This window comes from Pseudoalteromonas sp. 10-33, assembly GCF_001469195.1.
Lineage (GTDB): Bacteria > Pseudomonadota > Gammaproteobacteria > Enterobacterales > Alteromonadaceae > Pseudoalteromonas.
In genome coordinates, this window is record NZ_LOFI01000002.1 from 59,896 (window position 1) to 82,503 (window position 22,608).

General features: G+C 39.8%; 19 protein-coding genes. 12 read left to right on the forward strand and 7 right to left on the reverse strand.

What is annotated here, in order from left to right; translation table 11 throughout:
- Positions 1-4: 4 nt before the first annotated feature.
- The 3 genes from ATS76_RS03670 (at position 5) to ATS76_RS03680 (ending at position 2,207) form a co-directional block, all read left to right on the forward strand.
- Positions 5-943 (forward strand): LysR family transcriptional regulator, encoded by a 939-nt coding sequence (locus ATS76_RS03670; RefSeq protein ID WP_006794660.1) that lies wholly within the window; start codon positions 5-7, stop codon positions 941-943.
- A gap of 174 nt (positions 944-1,117) precedes the next feature.
- Complete coding sequence (locus ATS76_RS03675; RefSeq protein WP_058551105.1) at positions 1,118-1,561, forward strand: ferritin-like domain-containing protein; 444 nt, start codon at positions 1,118-1,120, stop codon at positions 1,559-1,561.
- Positions 1,562-1,811: 250 nt separating this feature from the next.
- On the forward strand, positions 1,812-2,207 hold the full coding sequence (locus ATS76_RS03680; protein ID WP_058551106.1) for an ExbD/TolR family protein: 396 nt from the start codon (positions 1,812-1,814) through the stop codon (positions 2,205-2,207).
- Positions 2,208-2,295: 88 nt separating this feature from the next.
- Here ATS76_RS03680 and ATS76_RS03685 read toward each other — a convergent pair whose 3' ends face one another.
- From ATS76_RS03685 to ATS76_RS03695, 3 genes are read right to left on the reverse strand one after another with little or no spacing between them, the layout of a single operon-like run.
- The gene (locus ATS76_RS03685; protein WP_058551107.1) at positions 2,296-5,331 is read right to left on the reverse strand and encodes a TonB-dependent receptor plug domain-containing protein; all 3,036 of its coding nucleotides are present in this window, start codon (positions 5,329-5,331) and stop codon (positions 2,296-2,298) included.
- Positions 5,332-5,340: 9 nt separating this feature from the next.
- The gene (locus ATS76_RS03690) at positions 5,341-6,423 is read right to left on the reverse strand and encodes a FecR family protein (protein WP_058551108.1); all 1,083 of its coding nucleotides are present in this window, start codon (positions 6,421-6,423) and stop codon (positions 5,341-5,343) included.
- Positions 6,420-6,992: an RNA polymerase sigma factor gene (locus ATS76_RS03695; RefSeq protein ID WP_058551109.1), complete on the reverse strand. Its 573-nt coding sequence runs from the start codon at positions 6,990-6,992 to the stop codon at positions 6,420-6,422. The genes ATS76_RS03690 and ATS76_RS03695 overlap by 4 nt, the downstream gene beginning before the upstream one ends.
- A 120-nt stretch (positions 6,993-7,112) precedes the next feature.
- On the opposite strand from ATS76_RS03695, the gene ATS76_RS03700 reads away from it, so the two are divergent.
- A complete protein-coding gene (locus ATS76_RS03700) occupies positions 7,113-7,628 on the forward strand; it encodes a DUF2937 family protein (protein WP_058551110.1) in 516 nt (171 codons plus the stop codon).
- On the opposite strand, the gene ATS76_RS03705 is transcribed toward ATS76_RS03700, so the two are convergent.
- Entirely contained in the window at positions 7,608-8,495 is an 888-nt protein-coding gene (locus tag ATS76_RS03705) for a LysR family transcriptional regulator (RefSeq protein ID WP_058551111.1), read from the reverse strand. The two genes, ATS76_RS03700 and ATS76_RS03705, sit on opposite strands and share 21 nt — an antisense overlap.
- Before the next feature lie 123 nt (positions 8,496-8,618).
- On the opposite strand from ATS76_RS03705, the gene ATS76_RS03710 reads away from it, so the two are divergent.
- The 8 genes from ATS76_RS03710 (at position 8,619) to ATS76_RS03745 (ending at position 17,484) form a co-directional block, all read left to right on the forward strand.
- Positions 8,619-9,269: a peroxiredoxin-like family protein gene (locus ATS76_RS03710; protein WP_058551112.1), complete on the forward strand. Its 651-nt coding sequence runs from the start codon at positions 8,619-8,621 to the stop codon at positions 9,267-9,269.
- Positions 9,269-10,030 (forward strand): haloacid dehalogenase type II, encoded by a 762-nt coding sequence (locus tag ATS76_RS03715; protein ID WP_058551113.1) that lies wholly within the window; start codon positions 9,269-9,271, stop codon positions 10,028-10,030. The genes ATS76_RS03710 and ATS76_RS03715 overlap by 1 nt, the downstream gene beginning before the upstream one ends.
- A gap of 166 nt (positions 10,031-10,196) precedes the next feature.
- Complete coding sequence (locus ATS76_RS03720) at positions 10,197-10,802, forward strand: PilZ domain-containing protein (RefSeq protein ID WP_058551114.1); 606 nt, start codon at positions 10,197-10,199, stop codon at positions 10,800-10,802.
- A gap of 106 nt (positions 10,803-10,908) precedes the next feature.
- On the forward strand, positions 10,909-11,964 hold the full coding sequence (locus tag ATS76_RS03725) for an agmatine deiminase family protein (protein WP_058551115.1): 1,056 nt from the start codon (positions 10,909-10,911) through the stop codon (positions 11,962-11,964).
- Complete coding sequence (locus ATS76_RS03730; RefSeq protein ID WP_058551116.1) at positions 11,961-12,854, forward strand: carbon-nitrogen hydrolase; 894 nt, start codon at positions 11,961-11,963, stop codon at positions 12,852-12,854. The genes ATS76_RS03725 and ATS76_RS03730 overlap by 4 nt, the downstream gene beginning before the upstream one ends.
- Positions 12,855-12,903: 49 nt before the next feature.
- Positions 12,904-16,377 (forward strand): transcription-repair coupling factor, encoded by a 3,474-nt coding sequence (mfd, locus tag ATS76_RS03735; RefSeq protein ID WP_058551117.1) that lies wholly within the window; start codon positions 12,904-12,906, stop codon positions 16,375-16,377.
- On the forward strand, positions 16,377-17,213 hold the full coding sequence (locus tag ATS76_RS03740; RefSeq protein ID WP_058551118.1) for a peptidoglycan binding protein CsiV: 837 nt from the start codon (positions 16,377-16,379) through the stop codon (positions 17,211-17,213). The genes mfd and ATS76_RS03740 overlap by 1 nt, the downstream gene beginning before the upstream one ends.
- A 19-nt stretch (positions 17,214-17,232) precedes the next feature.
- Positions 17,233-17,484, forward strand: a complete 252-nt coding sequence (locus ATS76_RS03745) for a hypothetical protein (RefSeq protein ID WP_058406031.1) — start codon at positions 17,233-17,235, stop codon at positions 17,482-17,484.
- Between the two features lie 73 nt (positions 17,485-17,557).
- Here ATS76_RS03745 and ATS76_RS03750 read toward each other — a convergent pair whose 3' ends face one another.
- The 3 genes from ATS76_RS03750 to ATS76_RS03760 form a co-directional block, all read right to left on the reverse strand.
- Entirely contained in the window at positions 17,558-18,910 is a 1,353-nt protein-coding gene (locus ATS76_RS03750; protein ID WP_058406030.1) for a hypothetical protein, read from the reverse strand.
- 153 nt (positions 18,911-19,063) lie between these two features.
- Positions 19,064-21,508: a TonB-dependent receptor gene (locus ATS76_RS03755; RefSeq protein WP_058551119.1), complete on the reverse strand. Its 2,445-nt coding sequence runs from the start codon at positions 21,506-21,508 to the stop codon at positions 19,064-19,066.
- Positions 21,509-22,048: 540 nt separating this feature from the next.
- Positions 22,049-22,474 carry a hypothetical protein gene (locus tag ATS76_RS03760; protein ID WP_058551120.1) on the reverse strand — a complete coding sequence of 142 codons (426 nt, stop codon included), beginning with the start codon at positions 22,472-22,474 and terminating at the stop codon, positions 22,049-22,051.
- Between the last annotated feature and the right edge of the window lie 134 nt (positions 22,475-22,608).

The following is a 22,608-nucleotide window of genomic DNA, read 5'->3' on the forward strand; positions in this document are numbered from 1 at the left end:
ACACATGAATATAAGCAAAATAGATTTAAACTTACTTGTATACCTCGATACACTACTTCGAGAGTGCAACGTTACACGCGCTGCAAATCAGTTAAGCATTACACAACCTGCTATGAGTAACGGCCTAAAGCGCCTTCGTAACCTTTTTAACGATCCTATTTTAGTTCGTACTAGCGATGGCATGGTGCCAACAGAGCGTGCCATAGAGTTACAACCCGTCATTCGTGGCATACTCATGACGCTTGAAGAAACTCTCGCACCAAACAGAGAGTTTGAAGCCAGCCAAAGTAAACGTGTATTCAGGATAATGGCCAGTGACTATGCAGCCAGTACACTTGCACCAAAACTCCTGAGCAAACTGCACGAAGAAGCCCCAGATACAACCTTAGATATACTTACACCAAGTGACGTGACCTTTCATGACGTTGAAAATGGTAAAGTAGATATGGCAATCAACCGCTTTGAAAATCTGCCACAATCGTTTCACCACAAACGTATTTGGAAAGACAGTTTTTGCTGCCTTGTCAAAGCAGACAACCCAATTATTGAGAACTTCAGCCTTGATAGCTATCTAAAAGCACGCCATATATGGGTAAGTAAAACGGGGTTTGGTGTAGGCGTTGGTATGGACCCTAAAGATGTGCAAAAGCTAGGTTGGGTTGATGAAGCACTCGCTCACTTTGGAAAACACCGAAATATTGCCACATTTACACGTAACTACCATGTAGCCATTCACTTAGCAAAAGAACAAAACTTAGTGGCTACTTTGCCATCTAAAGCGGCCAATATTTATTTAGACGATGCCGGCCTTAAAATTTTAGAGCCTCCATTTCCTATTCCTCCTTTTGAATTAGATATGATTTGGAGCCCACTGCTGCACAGAGATGCTAGCCATATTTGGCTTCGTCAAAAAGTAGCCGAAGTGGCCGATGAGCTAAAATAAACTTATTACACGGTTATTTGTAAGATTTGCTAGGCGCAATATTACTTTTTCGCCTAGCTATATTTAAAAGAAAAATATAATTATAAATATCAGCAACTTAAAAAGTACCTTTAAAATGGAATGGCCCTTGCTACAGTTATGACAAGTTTCATTCATAACATTAAAGAGGTCATTATGAACACCCTTCAAGGAACAGACGCTAATCATATTTCAGACATCATCCAAGTAATGAACAGCGGTATCGATTTTTACCAAAAAGCACAAGAGAATATTAAAGACCCCGCCATAGGGGCACTATTTCAGCGCATGATTGATGCGCGCAGAGTAAGTATTGAACGCCTGCAACCCTATGCTATTAATGAGCAAGGTGAGCGCGAAGAAGGCTCTTCATTTGCTGTTGAAGCACGCAGAGCATACACCGCATTACTTACTACGTTTGGCTCAAACAACGACAGCACGTATGTAAGCGAGCTTGAAGAGGTAGAGGACAAAACCTTAGCGGAAATTAAAGAAGCGATGGATAAACCACAACCTGCTGATTGTGAAGCCGCGCTTGCCGCAACACTTCTTACAATGCAAAGTTGTCATGCTGAAATGAGCCGGATGCAAAAAAGCTAACTAACCTGAATTGTATTTTAGCTATTCAGTGAATTATTACCCATACAAACCCAGCGACAGGCTGGGTTTTTTATTACTCAAAAATCATGAATATGTTTTAGTTACATGTTAGAACATATTTTATACAAATATTTAATGTTATTAGAATATTTATTTAACTGTATTATTTTTTAGCTGTGCTAGTTTTGTTAATAGGATCCTAAAACCTCGCTGTGGCGCCGCAGCTTTAATTAAAATAGTAAGGTCCAATATGAAAAATAAAACAGCTAAACTGCAAAATAACGCCGACGTAGACATGACCCCAATGCTAGATATTGTGTTCATACTGCTCATATTTTTTATCGTTACTACTTCATTTGTTAAACCTGTCGCCATTGAGTTAAATCGACCATTAGATAAACCAAGTATTGAAAAACAAAGTAAAAATGCAGTTTTCAGTATTGATGCAAATAACGGCGTTTACTTTTCAGGGAGGTTAATTGACTTAGAGCAAGTGTCGAACAACTTAGCCATGTTTGCAGCTAAATATGAAATAAGTTCGGTGCTTATAAAAGCAGATGAAAACAGTAAACACAATACGCTGATGACGGTGATGAATAACATTAAAGAGTATGATAACTACACAATTAGCTTAGTTTCTAATTAAAACCTATTAGCTAGTCAGTGTTAAATATAAAACCAAAAAAAGGGCCTTGCGGCCCTTTGAGTTAAATAACGAAAGGGAGAGTTAGTTATTAAAAGCGGTACTCTGCGCCTACATAGTAGTATGCGCCGTTAAAGCCAAAAGGTGCTGAACGACGAGAGTATTCAAACACGCCATTACTACTTACAACAGTATTGCCGTTAGCGTCTACAATTGTGCCTGTACGAGAGTTACCAATTTCATTTTTGTCTGGGTATACATCAAACAAGTTATTAGCACCCACATTCACAGATAGGTTTTCGTTAATAAAGTAATTAACTTTTACGTCTGTTAGTATTTCAGCACCGTAAGTTTGACGACCACCGTCTTCAACTGTGTATTCACCAAATCGATTAAGCGACAGATTAACGGTCCAGTCTTCATTTTGATAAAGCGCACTTAAGTTAATACGATCTTCTGGTTGCCATTCTTCAATAATCGAAATTTCTTGATCTGAAAAAACGCTTTCAACTGGCACAGTTTCAAGACCAGAGCCTGATGGTGTAAATAACGAAACAACTTCAGTTTCTGTAAAGTTAGCAGCAAGGGTAAAATCAAGTGTGCCGCCAAACCCTTCAGTATTGTAGGTTGCAACAAAATCTATACCGCTTGTTTCTGTGTCTGCACCGTTTAAGAAAAACTGACCGGCACCTGCACCAGAACTAACAAGCGCGGCGTCTAAACTAGTAGAAAGCCCTTTACCTAAACGATTACTGATAACAATTCGGTCGTCAATGTCGATTGAGTAGTAATCGACCGTTACGTTAATGCTGTCTGTAACGTTATACACAATACCTAAGCTACGGTTTTGAGACTTTTCTTCTTTAAGTTTTGGAATGCCTAAACTTTGCGCCAATGTAGAGTCGTTTCTGAACGTGCCCACTTCTTCGGCTACTAATGTGCCATTTGGCCCTACAACAAACTGTGTACTGATGTTGTTAAAGTAAAGTTGTTGCATAGACGGCGCTCTAAAACCTGAGCTTAGCGCACCACGTAATGAAATATCGTCTGTAATTGACCAATTACCTGCTAGCTTAAAGTTAACTGTATCGCCAAAGCCTTTGTAGTTATCGTAACGAAGTGCGCCCGATAAAATTACGTCTTCAATAACATATGCTTCAGCGTCTAAATAAAACGAAATCACATCTCGAGATTCATCAACTGATGATGCAGGTGACGAACCACCAAAACCTTGCGTGCCGCCAGACGCGTTTTCGCTGCCAACACCGCCACTTAATCCACTGTAAATGCTTACGCCGTTATTTGTATCGTAATCACGATAAGCATACTCATTACCAGCTAAAATACGGTACTCATCGGTACGCATTTCTGCGCCCATTGCTAGCGAGTAATCGTCAAAGTTTTGAGTGAAATCTAAATTAATTGTTTGCAGAGACAATTCCATGCCATAAGCATACGCTTCACGCGGGATGGTCGCACGGATGTCAGCCGCGCTTAAGCCCTGTTCATAACGTAAAAAGTTAGCGTATGACGCGTTGATTGTATCGCTTGTTGTGTAGTCGATACTGTTTTCACCGTACGTGTACGATAAATCAAGGCTTGAATCGTTATCAAACTCAGTTTTGTAACCAAAGTTATAAGAAATATCATCAATGGTGGTATTTATTTTTGGTAAAAAGCCAAGTGGGATTGTTGCGTCGCCATCTTGTAATACCGGGTTGCCACCCGCATTAGCATTATGACGGAAAAACGCGGCCGATTCGTTGTCGCGTGTTGAGTAAGTAATAAAACCATATAATTCGCCATCGCCTAGTTCATAACCCGTATTTACGGTTAAACCAAACTGTTGCGAATCAGCATCACCAATTCTAAATGTATTACGATCAGCTGTTAATTCACGTGGGTCACCTGCCAGCAATGTTCCATCGCTGAGTTCTTCACAGCCGTAAAACTGACACGAACCATGCAAACCTGCACGATTAGTTGGCGCACGGTCACGGTAATTAATAGTTGTATTTAAGTAGCCATTGTCACCTAGTGCAAAACCTTTGTTGAAATCAACATTAACTGTTTCGCCGTCACCTTCAGAGTATTCACCGTAGTTAATTGCAGCTTTACCACCTTCACTGCCATCTTTTAATACAATGTTGATAACACCTGCAATTGCATCAGACCCATATTGAGCAGCTGCACCGTCGCGAAGAACTTCGATACGCTTGATTGCAGAAGCCGGTATAGCATTCATATCGGTACCCGCAGTACCACGACCAACCGATGTATTAATATGGATAATACTAGCTTGATGACGGCGTTTTCCGTTTATCAATACCAATGTTTGATCGGGACCTAAACCACGTAATGTTGCAGGTCTTAATGCATCTGTACCGTCGCTGATAGATGAACTTGAAAAGTTAAATGAAGGCGCAATTGCTTGTAGCATAAGGCCCACTTCAGTCTGGCCTGTATTTTCAAGTGCTTCAGCACTTAAAATATCGACCGGAACGGGTAAATCTTCAACCGAACGCCCTGCTACACGGCTACCAACAATTGCAATTTTTTCGATTTTTTCTTGGGCAACGTCTTCTGCCGCATTTACACCTTGAGAATTTACCGCCAGTAATGCCGGTAATACTGCTGCACTGACTGCTGAAAGCTTCATCATGTTGTTATCATTCCTGTTGATTTGTTTGAGTTTTATACTCAGTAATCCATTTTGATCAACAACCGCATCGAGCTCAGTCCCTACCAATAATGCCTCCAGCGCATCTAGTTGGGTATAAAATCCATAGACTGAATTTGCTTCATATTCTTTAGCTAACTCGTATGAAAACACCACGGTTTGCTTGGTTTGTTTAGCAAATTCAATTAAGGCTTTGTCTGCTCGCTGCGCTTTTATATCAAATTGCACCATTTGCCCGGTAGTTTGACTTGCGGCTTGCACACTTAGGCTAAACATAGCGGGTGCAAACACACATAAACCACTCAATAAATGCAATTGGTTACTGCGCACTGTATATAAACAGCTGGCAAACAAAAATCCTCTATGGTTTTGTTTCTTTTTTTTAATCTTTTTTTTACGTGCAGGATTTAAAGATGCAACTTTATCTAACATATGTCTGATTTGCATAGCTGCTTCTTATGATTTTGTATTTTGCGTAAGCGTAAGCGTAACTGTGTGTTTACCTTGGCGTTCATGGCTAATAGAAAAGTTTGTGTATAAACTTTCTAACAGACCAGTTACATCACCTGCTTTAAACACACCGGCTACTTTTATAGACGCAAGTTCTTCTGTCGATAATTTAAATCGTGTAGAGGTATAACGGCTCACTTCATTTAAAGCGTCGCTAAGCGGTTCACCATTAAAAACAAGCATGCCATTTTGCCATGCTAAATCACGTTCAACATCATCAATAGAAAGCTGTGTAATTGGCTTAGTGATGCTTTTTTCTATAACAGCCTTTTCGCCAGAGGTAACTATATTGGCATTAATTTGGCGTATTTTTTCTGCATTTTTATCAGCTAACTGATAGGCTTTAAAGTCGCTGGCATCCACTGCTACACTCGGATCGGTGATCATTACTTTTCCTTCGGTTACCACCAGCTCTAAGTCGGAAGAAGTATTGCGCTGAACATTAAATACAGTACCCAATGCTGTAAAACTTTTATTGCCAGCCATTACACTAAATGGGCGAGATGCATCTTTAGCAACGTTAAATCGACCTTCCCCCCTATTGAGCAATAGTTGTCTGCGGCCTTTGCTATAAGCGACTTCTAATAAACTATTCGTATTTAATTGCACAATGGTGCCGTCGGGTAATGCGTAAGTTGCTTGCTCGCCAACTTTGGTTTTATAAATTTTAGTGTAATTAACTTTTGCTAACTGTTGGCTGTAACCGTTTTCTAAATTAATTAATAGATAACTACACACCATAAGTGCTGCAAATAAACTGGCTGCAATAGACGTTGAAGCCAGCCATCTTTTTTTAGGTTGCTTACTATTACGATGAGGGAATAAATGACTGAGTTCGTTTAAAACAGATATTTCATCCCATAGGTGGGCTAGCTCGTAAAGTGCATCTTGGTGAGCGTTGCTTTGCATCATCCACAGTGTAAACTGTTCTTTTTCATCTTTTGATAAACCACGGTCAATGGCACTGATCCAGTCACATGCCGTTTCTAAAATTAAATCTTTTGAAGTAAATTGATGAACATTGCTCATTTTGCAACCCTCTTTACGGTTAACGGATAGAGAGAATTGTCGTGATTAGTTTTTGCCACTTGGCTTTGATCGTGTTCGCGCATGTAAAGCATGGTTTTTAATAACCCTTTAGCAATGTGTTTTTCAACAGTACTCTGACTAAGCTGCATCTCGCTTGCGATCTCTTTTTGGCTCATGCCATATACTTTTTTTAGTATAAAACATTTACGGGTTGATGGACTTAATTGCTCTGTTGCTCTACAAAAAAGTAAAAAACGCTCTTTGGACGTGTATTCGTCTTCAAGCTGCATTGACTTTAGCAACACAGGTAATTCGCTGTCGTCGTCTAGCGAATCATTAAATTTGTTGTCCCACTTAGCCACATGGTTTAATGCTAAATGTTTAGCGGTTTTTAACATGTAACTACGGGTATATTGAATATCTTGTTTTAAATCAGCCTCGTAGCTTTTTATAAATGTTTCTTGCACAATGTCGTCTACATCGTCGGGCTGTACTATTCGTGAAACAAAGCGTTTAAGTTGGCTAGAAATATCAACAAATGTTGACGCAAATTTATTCTTTTTGGTCATGCTTAGTAAACACCTGTTGTTATTATTGTTACCGTAAGATTACGAGTTTTGAATATAAAAAACTAGTTAAATGTAAATTTTTAGTTGTATAAATGTCATATTTTTTTATTAGGGGTATTAATGGGTAAAATTTTAGACTACATCCGACTGAGTTTTTTTGCTTGCGGGTTGCTTTTAGGCGTGCAAATACCTGCATTTGTTAGTGATTTTGGCCAAGCATTAAACGCTCAATTAATTGAGGCAAATAATGCGATTGCGCCTTTTCAAAAAGACGCCAAAAAATACTTTAACAACGACCTAACCAAATTAATAAAACACTATGAAAATTTAGGCGATGAAATTGTTGGTAAAGGTGCTAGTCATATTCAAACTCTCAGCCAACGTCAGCAAACTTTGGCAAGGGCTGTTGATGAGTTTTCAAACTCGCCTTACCTGTTTACACTTACCAGCGAGCTACACACTATAAAACAGCAAGTATGGCAACGCTTTGAAGGGCAAATAATTTTAAAAACAGACTCAATTACCGCCGCAATTATCTTTGCAATAATCATTGCGTTTATTGCAGAGTTTACAGGCTTTGTGTTTATGGTTTTAATTAAACGCGTTTACCAACGATTAGTCGGTGCATGCGAATAACGATTTCATAAAATCAAAAAACACCTCTGTTTTTCGAGTTGTTAAACTATTTTGTGGCCGTAAAAACCAGACAGGGGCATCGCTTTGTGCCAATATGTTTGGCATCACCTCTACTAATGTGCCATTTTTTAGTTCATCGTTTATTGCAAGCCTCGACTTTATAGCAATGCCATGACCCGCAATGGCAGCTTGGGTCATATTGTCGGAATTTGAAATAGTAAAACGTGTTTGTGCATTAAATGTGTGAACTTTTTGTTGGTCATCATAAAGCTTTAACTGGCGTTGCCATGGCAGGCAGACCCAAAAATGTTTTTCCAACTCAGTAATGGTTGTTGGCATTGAATGCTTTTTTATATAACTAGGCGCAGCACATAATACACGACTGTTATTGACTATTTTACGCGAAAGCAATCCTGAATCATTTAATTGCCCTACACGAATAGCGACATCTTGCGCATCATCAACTACGTTTACAAACTGATCGGTTATTAAAAAGTCTAGTTTTAGATCTGGAAAAGCATGCTCAAATTCATTAAGCCTAGGCATTACGTATTTAGAGAAAACCCAAGGTGGCATGGTGACTCTTAATAACCCACTTACTGATGAACTCCGTGCGCCAATACTGTGCTCTGCATCGCGTAATGCTTCAATTATGGCACCTATACGGGTATAGAATATTTCTCCCGCAGGTGATAAGCGAACGCGTCTGCTGTCTCTAAACACAAGCACAGTAGCGAGCTCGCGCTCTAATTTACTTAAGCGGTGACTCACTGTTGCAGGTGATAAACGCTGTTCACGAGCAGCTGCCAATACCCCTTTATTTTCTACAACGGCAATAAACGTTTCTAGGTCACTTAAACTGTACATAAAAAACTACAGTGTCTTTTCAATGTTTAATATTTTCGAATGAAGCTTTCAGTTTTGCAATGTTTATTTAAATATTTAAAACCATATACTTTCATGCAATTTAATAATTGATGAGGCTAAGCCATGAGTTTAAAAGCACAAATAGATGCATTTAATGTTCAAAAAGAAGCTAATTTACCCGCAGACGTTTTAGCATTAATGAATACAACGAACGAAGAATTAATTGCTCAGCACATAAAAAACAATGCCCTACAGGTAGGCGATAAGGTAGAAAATTTTACCTTGGCAAACCATCTAGGCAAAAATGTAGAACTGGTAGATTTATTAAAAAAAGGCCCAGTAGTGATAAGTTTTTACCGTGGTGCCTGGTGCCCTTATTGTAATTTAGAATTAAAAGCATTGAATGATTATTTACCACAGTTTAAAACCAAAAGTGCTCAGTTAATCGCCATATCTCCCCAGCTGCCAGATCACACTTTAACAACCTCACAAAAAAATAAGCTCGAGTTTGACGTACTTTCGGATATTGCAAATAAGGTGGCGCAGCAATTTGGCTTGTTGTTCACACTCGATAAACGTATTCAAGAGTTATATACCGGCTTTGGGATTGATTTTGAACAAACCTACGGCGGCAAAACTTACCAGCTTCCCCTTCCTGCAACCTATGTAATTAACCAAAATGGCGTCATTACATACGCGTTCTTAAACGAAGATTACACATTGCGTGCAGAGCCGAGCGATGTGATGGCGGTATTAGATGGAGAAAATAAATAATGCCTTTACTAAAATCATTAAAATTACTCACACTACCCCTTACTTTAGCTGCTAGCTTATTAGTAAGCTCAGTAAATGCAGAAGAAAGTAAGGACAAACCAAAAGTACTTATTTTTGATGTAAACGAAACCTTGCTCGACCTAACCAGTATGCGCACCTCAATAGGAAAAGCATTAGGTGGCAGAGAAGATTTACTGCCTTTGTGGTTTTCAACCATGTTACACAACTCGCTGGTAGACACAGTAACCGGTGATTACCATGACTTTGGCCAAATTGGCGTAGCGTCACTAGCTATGGTGGCAAAAAATAACAATATTAATATTACCAACGAGCAAGCTAAAACAGCCATTGTTACGCCGCTGTTATCACTACCGCCGCACAGCGATGTGAAAGATGGACTGGCAAAACTCAAAGCGCAGGGCTATAAGTTAGTAAGCTTAACTAATTCGTCAAATAAAGGAGTTAAAACTCAATTTGAAAATGCAGGTTTGTTGTCATATTTTGACGCACGTTACAGCATTGAAGATATTAAAATATATAAACCTGATTTACGTGCCTACGACTGGGTACTTAAAAAGTTAAACGTAGCACCCAACGAGGCTATGATGATTGCTGCGCATGGCTGGGATGTTGCTGGTGCTAAACAAGCGGGCTTACAAACAACCTTTATTGCACGCCGAGGTAAAGCGTTGTATCCGCTTGCGAAAAAACCTGATCACGTTGTGAAAGATTTACATGAATTAGCCGCTCTACTTAAATAACGAGCGCTACTTACAAAATCAATACCCAAGCGGCCAATCTCAGGAAGAGTTTGACCGCTTTTTTATCACTAAAAACCGCGTATAAACAAAGTATTTAGCCCTTTTAACTGCTAGTAATTTACCCCTCACAACGCTACTATTTAAATATCACGTCGTGGAGATAATTATGAATAGTCAAAGATTAAGCGAATTTGAAGAGTATTTTCAAATAAACGAGAGCATTAGGGTTAATTTGTTTGCTGTACCCAATGAGCAAGTACCTAAATCTCAGCTAGCACTTGATGATGATATTCCGCCTCTTTTTAGATTAGCTAATGAAGTGAGTGAACTTGAACAAAGCTCATTACGCCCGCTTCGAAACTTAGGCGATGTAGCGCAAGAGCTTGCCGCGTTTTTACAAGCGCAATCGCGAAAAATAGATTTAATTATGAGCCACATTTTAGCCTCTGAGCAAGCGCAGGAAAATGCAATACACTGCGATAGTTATGGCGGCGGCGGTATTAGATTTACATCGTCTGATGTATATTCAATTGGGCAATCGTTTAGGACAAAACTTTTTTTGCATCATGAAGCATCGGCTGTGTATTGTTACACCGAGGTTGTTGCTATAGAAAAGCAAGACAACGATCATTACCAATACACCGTGCTGTTCACCGCTATCAGAAACACTGATCAAGAATTAGTAGTCAGAGCAAGTTTGCACGCGCAAACGCGCCAACTAAAAAAGCGCCAAGAACTAGAACAAACATCAGACGATTCAACCACTGAATAATTGTATTTGCAGTAAATTTAACTTGCTAAAGCAAACCGATTTTTCAAGTGACTTGGAAGTAACACAACTGCTAAACTAGCAGTATCTCTATTTGTATAAAAATTCCATGAACTTTAGACTTTTACCTGAATGGGCCGAGCAAGACGCTGTTATGCTGACTTGGCCGCATAAACATACCGATTGGGCTGATAATTTAGCCCGTGTTGAGCCTGTCTATGTCGAGCTTGCAAAACATATAACACACTACCAATCGTTAGTTGTTGTTGCTCACAACGAAGCCTTAAAAGCACATATTACTGCACTACTCACTCATGCCAGTATTAAACTCGAACGTGTTTATTTTGTTGTAACACCTACTAATGATACCTGGGCACGCGATCACGGCCCATTAACGTGTGCAAATATAAGCGATGAGACTAAACTAAAAATCTATGATTTTACGTTTAACGGCTGGGGCAATAAATTTGAAAGCGCACTTGATAATCAAATCAATAAGGCAGTAGTTGAGCAGTTAAGCCACGCTAGCAATGATTATCAAGCACTAGATATGGTGCTTGAAGGTGGTGGTATTGAAATAAACGAGCACGGCGTATTACTAACAACCAGCGAATGTTTACTTAACAAAAACCGTAACCCTGACTTATCGAGCCAAGACATAGAAACCTTATTAAAAACGCATTTAGGGGCCACCGATTTTTTATGGGTTGATCATGGTTATTTAGCCGGTGACGATACCGACAGCCACATAGACACGCTAGTCCGATTTGCACCAAACAATACGCTAGTCTACGTACAATGTGATGATGAAAATGAAGAGCATTTCAGCGCACTTAATGCGATGGAAAAACAATTAAAAGGCTTTAAAACGGCTAATAACAACCCATATAATTTGGTTGAGTTACCATGGCCAAAAGCCGTGTATGACGATGAAAAATCGCGCTTACCTGCAACCTATGCTAACTACTTAATTATTAATAATGCTGTGCTTGTGCCTATATACAACGATGTAAACGACGACCGTGCTTTAGCACAGGTTCAAAAGGCATACCCGCAGCACACTATTATTGGCGTAAATTGCCAACCCATTATTGAGCAATTTGGCAGCCTACACTGTATTACAATGCAATTACCACGTGGATTTTTAGCTGGAGCAGCACAATGACAAGCCCTGCAAAATTAACCGTTGCTTTAGTGCAACAAAGCAACAGCGATAACGATGATGAAAATATGGCTAAATCAATCAAAGCCATTCGGGAAGCTGCAAAAAGCGGGGCTCAGCTTGTTGTTTTGCAAGAGCTTCATCGCAGTCTTTATTTTTGCCAAACCGAAGACGTTGATGTATTTGACCTCGCAGAAACCATACCTGGGCCAAGCAGCAACACCTTAGGTGAACTCGCTAAAGAGCTCAATATTGTTATTGTGGCGTCGTTGTTTGAGAAGCGCGCTACAGGCTTGTACCACAATACCGCTGTGGTGCTTGAGAAAGACGGCAGCATTGCAGGTAAATATCGCAAAATGCACATACCTGATGATCCTGGTTTTTACGAGAAATTTTACTTTACCCCTGGCGATTTAGGCTTTGAGCCTATTCAAACATCGGTAGGTAAATTAGGTGTGTTGGTGTGTTGGGATCAGTGGTTTCCAGAAGCGGCGCGTTTGATGGCAATGGCCGGTGCCGAGCTATTAATTTACCCAACCGCTATTGGCTGGGATCCGAATGACGACCAAGATGAACAAACACGTCAAAAAGATGCCTGGGTTATTAGTCAACGTGCTCATGCGGTCGCAAATGGAGTACCGGTGATTAGCTGTAATCGTGTTGGCCACGAGAGGGACCCAAGCGGACATAGCAGCGGCATTCAATTTTGGGGTAACTCGTTTATTGCCGGGCCTCAGGGTGAGTTTTTAGCGCAAGCTAACAACATCGATGAACAAATATTAGTGGTAGAAGTTGATCAAAAACGCTCAGAAAACGTAAGACGTATCTGGCCGTTTTTGCGTGATCGCCGAATTGATCACTACAGCGACCTTACAAAAATATACCGCGACTAACTAAAAGAATGGCTCTTAGCTTATAAGAGCCAATCAAATGGAGTAATAAATGGCGTTTGAGCAATGGGCAGCCTTGCCTTGGGTAAAATCTCAAAAAGATAAAATTCAGTGGGGGCAGCTAAGCGGAAGTGGTTTAAGTATTGCCATTGCCGAAGGTGTTAAACAACAAGAAAACTTAGTATTAATTGTTACACCCGACACTCCCAGCGCGCTGCGCCTTGAAACAGAGCTAGACTATTTACTACCTGATAACCCGGTGATGGTATTTCCTGATTGGGAAACCTTGCCTTACGATCATTTTTCTCCTCATCAAGATATTATTTCTGCGCGCTTAGCCACATTAAATACCCTAAAAAAAGAACAACAAAGCGTATTAATCGTGCCTGTGTCTACGCTGATGCTGCGCACTGCGCCTGCCTCGTTTATTTATGGTTCAACAATAAACTTTAAAGTAGGCGATAAACTCGACACTCATAATTTTAGGCAAAATCTAGAGCAAGCAGGTTACCTAAACGTACAACAAGTGATGGAACATGGTGAGTACGCCATTCGAGGCTCAATCGTCGATTTATACCCTATGGGTAGCCCGCATCCATTTAGGCTCGACTTTTTTGATGACGAACTTGATACGATTCGCTTATTTGATGTGGAAACGCAGCGCTCTGACGAAAAAGTAGAGAAAATTGAATTACTGCCCGCACACGAATTTCCAACTAATGAGGCAGATATTGAGCGTTTCAGAATTGGTTACCGTGAAAAGTTTGGTGCAAGTTCAGAGCAAGACTCTGTTTACATGCAAGTTAGTAAAGGAAATTGGCCTGCTGGTATTGAATACTACATGCCGTTATTTTTTGAAAGCCTAGCCACGATTTTTGACTACCTGCCTGATAACACAACCGTTATGCAGTTAGGCGATTTAGAACACGCCGCCGACAATTTTTGGCACGATGTTAATGTTCGCTATGAAAACCGTAAAGTCGACCCACTGCGCCCACTACTTGAACCCAATGCGTTATATCAGCCAATTGACGAGCTGTTTTCTAACTTAGGGCAATTTGCGCGTATTCGTTTATCGCTTGCCAAGCTAATCACGAAAGCGGGTAATAAAAATTTGTCGGTTAGTGAACTACCTGCAATAAGAATAGATCATAAACAGCACGAACCGTATGCTGCATTCATAAACTACGTCGCAGCGCAAAAGAAGAAAAAAAGCCGCATATTACTGAGCGTTGAATCGGATGGCCGTCGTGAATCGTTACTCAACATATTAAAACCCAGCGGTTTAAAATTTAAAGAGTTTGATACCTTTGAACAATTTACCCAAAGCGATAGTGATGTAGGCTTAATTGTAAGCCCGCTTGAACAAAGTGTTGTACTTGGCTCTAAACCTACTTTATCGATTATTACCGAACAAGAGCTTCTAGGCATTAAAGTATCGCAGCGCAGACGTCGTAAACACAAATACGAAGCAAGCCAAGATGCACTGTTCCGTAACTTAGCTGAACTAAAAGAAGGTCAGCCCGTTGTGCATCTTGATCACGGTGTTGGCCGCTATCAAGGTTTACAAACTATTGATGCGGCAGGTGTAATTACGGAATTTGTTACCATAATATACGCCGGTGAGTCTAAATTGTATGTGCCGGTGTCGGCTCTGCATATGCTCAGTCGTTACTCAGGCGGCGAAGAAAGCAGTGCACCACTGCATAAGCTCGGCTCAGACGCCTGGGAAAAAGCAAAAAAACGTGCTGCTGAAAAAGTACGTGATGTAGCCGCTGAGTTACTTGATATATACGCACAGCGTCAAGCTAAACCAGGTAATAAATTTACCCTAGACGGCCAAGCCTATCGCCAGTTTAGTGAAAGTTTTCCGTTTGAAGAAACCGACGACCAGCGTAATGCAATTGAAGCTGTATTAGGCGACATGCAATCAAAACAAGCGATGGATCGTTTAGTGTGTGGTGATGTAGGCTTTGGTAAAACCGAGGTTGCTATGCGTGCAGCTTTTGTTGCTGTTAACGATGGTAAACAAGTTGCCATTTTAGTGCCCACTACCCTGCTTGCGCAGCAACACTATGAAAACTTTAAAGACCGTTTTGCTGACTTTCCTATTGAAGTGGGTGTGCTTTCTCGTTTTAATTCAACAAAAGAGCAAAAAGACACCCTAGAAAATATGGCTAATGGCAAATTAGATATTGTTATTGGCACACATAAACTTATTCAACAAGACATTAAATTTAACGATTTAGGACTTCTCATCGTAGATGAAGAGCATCGCTTTGGTGTGCGCCAAAAAGAAAAAATTAAAGCACTACGTGCAGATGTCGATATTTTAACGCTTACTGCAACACCTATCCCTCGAACGCTTAATATGGCCATGAGTGGTATGCGCGACCTTTCTATTATTGCGACTCCACCGGCTAAACGCTTGGCGGTTAAAACCTTTGTTCGCCAACGTGATGTAGAACTTATTCGCGAAGCCATTCTGCGTGAAATCAAACGTGGCGGCCAAGTGTACTTTTTGCATAATAACGTTGAAACAATAGAGCGCGTGGCGCAAGAGCTAAGTGAATGGGTACCTGAAGCGAATGTGATTACCGCTCACGGGCAAATGCGCGAGCAAGAGCTTGAGCAAATAATGACCCAATTTTATCACCAAAAATACAATGTAATTGTGTGTACAACCATTATAGAAACCGGTATTGACGTGCCTACGGCAAATACCATTATTATGGATAGAGCCGACAAGCTAGGTTTAGCACAATTACATCAATTGCGTGGTCGTGTTGGTCGAAGCCATCATCAGGCATATGCCTACTTACTCACAGGCGACCCTAAAGCGTTGTCAAAAGATGCCAGCAAACGTTTACAAGCCATAGAGTCGTTAGAGGACTTAGGTGCAGGTTTTGCACTTGCTACACACGATTTAGAAATTCGTGGTGCAGGTGAATTATTGGGCGACGATCAATCTGGGCAAATGCAAACTATTGGCTTTAACTTATATATGGAAATGCTTGAACAAGCAGTTAATGCATTACGTGAGGGTAAAGAACCCACCCTTGAAAACCTATTACAAAAACAAACCGAAGTTGACTTAAAACTGCCTGCATTACTACCTGATGATTATATTCATGACGTAAATGCACGATTGGGTATGTACAAGCGTGTTGCAAGTTGTGCTAACCTAGGCGACATTGATGAGTTACAGGTAGAATTAATAGACCGCTTTGGTTTACTTCCTGATGCAGCTAAAAACTTATTTAGTTTGCAACAACTTAAAATGCAGGCAAGTAATTTAGGGATAACAAAAATAGAAGCAAACCCTAAAGGTGGTTACTTTGAATTTAGTCAAAATACTAAGGTTAATCCTAGCTTCATTATTGGGCTGATACAAAGTGCACCGCATATTTATAAAATGGAAGGCGCAAATAAATTGCGCTTTGCGATTAGTGAGGCAAATGCCCGCGAACGCTTAAAAATGGTCACTGCTATGATTGCAGATTTCGAAAAAAAGGTTAGCCATTAATGTTGCTAAAAAAATCGCTGGTAGTTTTATGTTGCTTATTTAGCAGCACTGCATTTGCAGAGCGTTGGTTTGAAGCTGAGGTGCTGATATTTAAACAGCGCCCTGCCCCCTACTTACAAGAAGACTTTAGTTTAAAACACGAGGCTATTGAAGATAAAAACACGCTTGATTTATTAACACCACTTTATACCGAACAAGCCATGCAAGCCTGTATTGATGGCGACACACGGTTTCAGACGCGTTCATTTACCGATTCGCTAGTAAACGATAACCCTCGCTCGGGGGTTTGCGACGCAAGCACCGACTATGTACAAAGCTACGATAAACTGCCCGTAACGCCTATGGCACCCGCACTCGATACCATGGAGCAGACCTACTTACTTGCCCCTGAGCAATTACAATTTAAAACGCAGTATGAGCAACTAGACCGTAAAGGCTTAACCCCTATTTTACATACTGGTTGGCGTTTTGAAGCAAAAAGTAAATCACGTGCGCCAAGCATGCACTTATTTGCCGGTGAGCAGATTAAAACACGCGTTTTTGATGTGCCACGCTATTCAAACCCAGACTTTGTCAGCTTATTGGACCCACAACCTAGCCTATTTAATGAGCCCGATGAATCAACAAGTAAATGGGAATTAGATGGGTTATTTAAAATTCATTTACGCCATTATTTATTTATCACTGCAGATTTTGATATTAGCCAAAAACTTCAAAGTGGTGATGTAGAGTCGTCACGTTTTGCTCAGTTTAAACGTGTAATAAGTGGTGAAATTCATTACTTTGATCACCCTCGTATGGGCATGATTGTCCAAATTAGAAAATTTAAACATTAATACTAAGTAGGATACAACAATGAAAAAACTCCTAATTATTGCAGCTACACTAAGCCTCGCAGCATGCTCTAAAGTAACAGTAGAAAACTACGAAAAGATTAAAATTGGTATGGATAAAGCTGAAGTTGAAGCCGTACTAGGTAGTGCAGATAATTGTGTAGAAAAAACGCTTCACACTAACTGTGTTTGGGGCGACGAGTCTAAAAATATAGAAATTACACTTGTTTCAGACAAAGTAACTTTATATAGCAAACATGGTTTAGCTAACTAAGTAACGCTTAAATAATTAAAAAAGGGGGATAGATTGTATCTATCCCCCTTTTTTAATTATATGGCTATAAAACCTATTTTTTAGAGTAAATAAGCTCAATATTGACAATTTTACTGCGATTTAACGTAATTTTATAACGCTGATAAAGTGTTTTATCGCCCTCTGTATGTACCAGTACCATATTTAATTGATAACGTCGTTCTACGGCTTGTTTTGATATTTTGTTACTGTCTAAATGATAGAGCTTCCCTTCACCACGCTTTAAATAGCGGGCAAATGGCGCTAAGTTAAATTGCAATGTTTGCTGTAACGTATCGTACCCTGGCAAAAACTCTTTTGCCGACACGCGGGTTTCACTTGCAAAATGCAGCCATTGCGCAGCCTGTTTATTTTGCTGACGACGTTTTGAAAAAATAGTTTGTACTTCTTTGGGGATTTTTTTAAACCGCGTGTACTCAAGCCAAATAAACTGACTTGCTATTTTATCTTTGGTGATACTGTTTTTAAATGTAAAGCGCCATTTTGGCCGCCCTTGTACAATAGCGCGCCAAATTACGCGGGTTATGTCTTCTTTAAATATTTCACGCAGGCCATAAATAACACCCAGTATTAAAATAAGCGTAGCTGTGACCTCAGTAAAACTTGAACGTGCATTAAGTATAACTAACATAACAAACGCCATTATAACTGCAGTCACCGTGCCTTTTACTAATCGCTTTAAGTAGCTATTTAAAAAGCGAGTATTACGCTGCAGTATTACTCCATGCTCAATTAAACGTTGTAGCAAACGCATTTTGTTTGTGATTCGGTTAGCATCTTGTAGTGTGGTTTCAGAGTTGTAATTTTTATCTGCTCGGTAAACGTTTTCGCTTTTACAAAACTGCAAAAGGTCGTTCCGCTCTTTAGCAAAATCACTACTACGTGGCCCTTCATCTAACAATTTTAAAAATGATTGTTCTACGTGCCAGCTAAGGTAGTTATCTGCATTTGTATAAAATGGCAGTAATTTTTCGTCATCGGGGGTATAACGGCGTAGCTTTTTTAATAACCCTTCGCTTTGCTCAAATAATTCATTTGCGCGATTATAAAACTCTTCTGCCTCATTTAATTTAAGTGCATCCTTAATATCAGCATCGAGCGCTAAACGCACTTGGTAACAAAATAAATTTAGATTTTGCCTGTAATCCTGCTGTTCACCTTTGTTTTTACTCACAAAACGGCTTCGTACTAGTGGCAAATGAATATTATTGGCGTTGTAAGCTAAGTGAGATTTAAACTGGTTATTGAAGTAAGATTCTTCACTTAACGTTTTTGGATTTATTCCCATTTCATTAGGAATAGAAAAATACAGATCAATACGCTGCTCTGAACGCGCATTTAACTCGGGCTCAATGACAAAAGATAAATTTTCGTCTTGTTTTAGCAATCAACTCTCCTTTTTTTGTTGTTTTTAGTTTACTTCCCTCGTTTACTTTGTTCAATAAAAAAGGCCCCGTAAACACGGAGCCTTAAAAGTTTTATACTTAACTTGAATTCGGCTATAAATAGAATGGTTAAATAGCGTTCAAGTTACTTACAGTTAAAACTTGTAATTAATACTTGCGAATACTCGTGAACCAATAACGTCGTAAATCTCTGGTACGGTGCCCATGTCATTACCGCCAAGGACTTCTTCAGGCTCTTTATCAAAAATATTATTCATACCACCTGTCACTTTCAGTGATTCATTTAGGTTGTACGTCATTGAAATATCGTGATAAATAACATTGTCAGTGCTGAACGACTCACCGTAATAATCCCCACTCATACCACGAATAAAGCGTGCGTTATAAAGCACACTCAACGCATCAGACAAATCGTAATTTACAGACAAGTTAGATTTGATTTTAGAGTAGCCGCCAATGTTACCGTCAATAGTCCCTGTGTAATCAATATCATCTTGCTCAAATTCAACCAAGTAAGTGGTATCTAGGTTGATGCGGTAGTTATCGGCCGTGTAACCAATGTTCCAGTCAATACCTGATGTTTTTTGAGAGCCAACATTGGTTAATGCAGAGCTTAAGTTTGATAAATCCCCTGCTGGGGTAATATTTACCGAATCACACGATTGCGTGTCGCCCGCAAAACAGTTGTTCATTTCGTTTTGTACATCTAAACGCGTAATGGCGTTAGTGATGTCAAACTTCCAGTAATCAAGCGTTGTAGATAAACCATCAACCACTTCCCACACCATGCCAAATGTAAACGAACGGCTTTCTTCTGCTTGTAAGTCAGCATCACTTGTGTAGTTAACTAAAATTTGCGCATCTTGCTCGTTACCCCACGGATCGGCTAGGTAATCGTATGAGCCCGAGTTACCACCAAATAGTTCTGCAACGTTTGGTGCTCTAAAGCCAGTTGCAAGTACAGAACGAACCATAAATGAATCTGTTACATCCCAAGTAGCGCCAAGCTTCCACGTTGTCTCACCACCAAACGTAGAATAATTGTCGTAACGTGCAGCCCCTTCAAGTGTTACCACTTCTAATACAGGCATCGATGTTTCAAAGTAAATCGACTGTACCGAATAATCACCTTCAGTAGGATCTTGCTGAGCAGCTGTACTTTGGCCCAGTTGTGTAATTAAATCAGGTGTGTAAAAACCACTTTCAAAACGGTTCTCAATACCTATAGCGTAACCAATATCGCTATCGGTTAATGCGCTATAACCTGCTGATAGGATAAATTGCTCATTACCACCTTCGTTATTTTCGGTGTAAATAGAATCGTTAGCAGTTAAAAAGTCACGGCTAAGTGCATCACCACTAAACCAAAGTGCTTGGTTTGCGTAAATGCTTTGCTCTACTTGGCTTGCATTAATCGAGTTTTGTACTTTATCTTTAGAGTCGTTTCTGCCGTATGTAGCACTCACATCCCAGCTTGCATCGTTATCTAAAATGCCTTGTAAAGCCACAGATGCACGGTATGTGTCTGTTGTTTGCTCGTATATACGCGGACCAACATCAACCATTCTTCTGCGGTACTCTAGCGAATCGGCAAGCTCCCCGTCGGCGATAAACGCATTAGTGTATTCGCTATCAAGGTTTGCTGTAAGCAAATCTACACTGGCTGGTTGAGGTGCCAATTGCTGTGATGAATCACGACGTGTATACATTAGATCAACATTAAATGTGGTATCAGCGTCTAGCTCTTTATCAAAGCTTGTAAAAAGGCTGTACAAATCGTTTGGTGTTTGCGCATAACTCGATGTAGTGAAGTCGTACGACGTTGTTCTATCGGCAAATACACCATTACCTTCGTATGTTTTACCGCCTAAAGTACCTTGTGGAATAAACGACGACTGTCCTGCAAGCACAAAGCTACGATCTGATTGAATCACTTCGCCACGGCTTGAAAACTGGGCACCCACTACTAAGTTACCATCGGCAATCTGCATGCCATGTAATAAGCTAGTACCGTAGTTGTTACCATCACCTTTCGTTGTGCGGCTTCCTTCAACATTAAGCTCAGTACCTTCAAAATCTTTTTTGGTAATAATGTTAACAACACCGGCGATTGCATCAGATCCATACACCGCTGATGCACCATCTTTTAAGATTTCAATTGATTTGATCATTGCAACAGGAATGGTATTTAAATCAACTGAAGAGTCTGCACCGGTTCCAGAAGAAACCATACGACGACCATTTAGTAACACTAGGGTACGTTGTGATCCCATGCCACGTAAATTAACAGTTGCAGAACCACCCGAACCATTATTACTTGAAGCACCAAGGCTTATACCCGCAGCAGAGGGTTGAGTTGAGAGAATATCGGCAACAGACGTGAAACCACTTTTTGCAATAAAGTCATCGCCAATAACAGTAATTGGGCTGGCTGTTTCCATATCAGTACGGTTGATGCGTGAACCCGTAACTTGAATTTTTTCGATTGAATTTGCAGCTTCGTCTGCTGCTAGTACATGTACACTTGAAAACATTGGGATAGCTGCAACTACAGCTAGACCAAGAGTCGATTTAGTCATGAAAGAATCCTACTTGTTGGAATTTACCAAGATTGGTAATGCTCATTTGTTATAAGAAGAATGAGTCGGCAGGCAACTTAAGCGCACTTAACTGAACGAAAACTTAACGCTTGAGCGCTTTTTAATAAAGGCAAAAAAGACCAACCCAAAAAAGGTACAAAGGTTACTCTTTGTTTCATTGTTAATATAAAAATACAATTTAAAATTAATATCTTAAGAAAAATTACAAACAATTAAAGTACAGATGAAATCAAACACCGCTACTTTGTAATCAAATGTAATTATTCCTGCTGATTAGTAATAATTCAGGTATTAACAACTTAATCACACGGCATTATTAAAAAGGTAAAACCACCTGATAGTTGCTAACTCATGAGAAAAGCCTATTGCTCATAGTCAATAACAAACACTCTTGCTTTGTTAGGTATGATTTTTAAATGTGGACTACACTGTATGGAGTATGTGTGCTTGTACAAATCAACAATTTTGGGATAAAACGTGATCGGTTGGCTGGCTAATTCGTAATAAAATAGGAGTTTATCAGTAGGTAACGTAGAAGTTATAGTTGAGGGTATCTTCTTTTGAAGTCGTTGTATTTATAACGGTTAACTCTAAGGTCCAAAGCATATTATTTTCTGAGCAAATGCCAACCATGGTTTCGCTTTTCCATAAGTCGCCTTGCTTTACAAACTGCTGCGGAATAAACCCCATATACATAGTGATGCCCTTCAACTTTGCTTGTGTTATTTTTATATCATCAGGCAGTTTACTGAAAATTGTAAAAGGTGTTTCAGGTGAAAGAGATTGATGACTAAGCCACACTTTCACATTATTCGGGTAATTACATTCTAAGTTAGGTTCGCAGTTTGAGTTTTTAAGGACCGTCGCGTTTTTATGATCACCAGAATCACAGGCGGTTAACAGTAAAAGTAACAAAAACACAAAACAAAATTGGGTTGCTTTCATAAAGCATGTCCTTCGAATAAAAGCAGATACTAATAATCAAGTTTATAAATGACAAGCATGGTGCACTAAATAACCAAAATTAGACACTAAGCTAATCAAAAAATAGACAACAAAGTCACAAAGTTTGATTGATG

Excerpts from the sequence above, each read along its gene's own strand:
- ATS76_RS03670 (WP_006794660.1), top strand. The coding sequence starts at position 5 with ATGAATATAAGCAAAATAGATTTAAACTTACTTGTATACCTCGATACA.
- ATS76_RS03675 (WP_058551105.1), top strand. The coding sequence starts at position 1,118 with ATGAACACCCTTCAAGGAACAGACGCTAATCATATTTCAGACATCATC.
- ATS76_RS03680 (WP_058551106.1), top strand. The coding sequence starts at position 1,812 with ATGAAAAATAAAACAGCTAAACTGCAAAATAACGCCGACGTAGACATG.
- ATS76_RS03685 (WP_058551107.1), bottom strand. The coding sequence starts at position 5,331 with ATGCAAATCAGACATATGTTAGATAAAGTTGCATCTTTAAATCCTGCA.
- ATS76_RS03690 (WP_058551108.1), bottom strand. The coding sequence starts at position 6,423 with ATGAGCAATGTTCATCAATTTACTTCAAAAGATTTAATTTTAGAAACG.
- ATS76_RS03695 (WP_058551109.1), bottom strand. The coding sequence starts at position 6,992 with ATGACCAAAAAGAATAAATTTGCGTCAACATTTGTTGATATTTCTAGC.
- ATS76_RS03700 (WP_058551110.1), top strand. The coding sequence starts at position 7,113 with ATGGGTAAAATTTTAGACTACATCCGACTGAGTTTTTTTGCTTGCGGG.
- ATS76_RS03705 (WP_058551111.1), bottom strand. The coding sequence starts at position 8,495 with ATGTACAGTTTAAGTGACCTAGAAACGTTTATTGCCGTTGTAGAAAAT.
- ATS76_RS03710 (WP_058551112.1), top strand. The coding sequence starts at position 8,619 with ATGAGTTTAAAAGCACAAATAGATGCATTTAATGTTCAAAAAGAAGCT.
- ATS76_RS03715 (WP_058551113.1), top strand. The coding sequence starts at position 9,269 with ATGCCTTTACTAAAATCATTAAAATTACTCACACTACCCCTTACTTTA.
- ATS76_RS03720 (WP_058551114.1), top strand. The coding sequence starts at position 10,197 with ATGAATAGTCAAAGATTAAGCGAATTTGAAGAGTATTTTCAAATAAAC.
- ATS76_RS03725 (WP_058551115.1), top strand. The coding sequence starts at position 10,909 with ATGAACTTTAGACTTTTACCTGAATGGGCCGAGCAAGACGCTGTTATG.
- ATS76_RS03730 (WP_058551116.1), top strand. The coding sequence starts at position 11,961 with ATGACAAGCCCTGCAAAATTAACCGTTGCTTTAGTGCAACAAAGCAAC.
- mfd (WP_058551117.1), top strand. The coding sequence starts at position 12,904 with ATGGCGTTTGAGCAATGGGCAGCCTTGCCTTGGGTAAAATCTCAAAAA.
- ATS76_RS03740 (WP_058551118.1), top strand. The coding sequence starts at position 16,377 with ATGTTGCTAAAAAAATCGCTGGTAGTTTTATGTTGCTTATTTAGCAGC.
- ATS76_RS03745 (WP_058406031.1), top strand. The coding sequence starts at position 17,233 with ATGAAAAAACTCCTAATTATTGCAGCTACACTAAGCCTCGCAGCATGC.
- ATS76_RS03755 (WP_058551119.1), bottom strand. The coding sequence starts at position 21,508 with ATGACTAAATCGACTCTTGGTCTAGCTGTAGTTGCAGCTATCCCAATG.
- ATS76_RS03760 (WP_058551120.1), bottom strand. The coding sequence starts at position 22,474 with ATGAAAGCAACCCAATTTTGTTTTGTGTTTTTGTTACTTTTACTGTTA.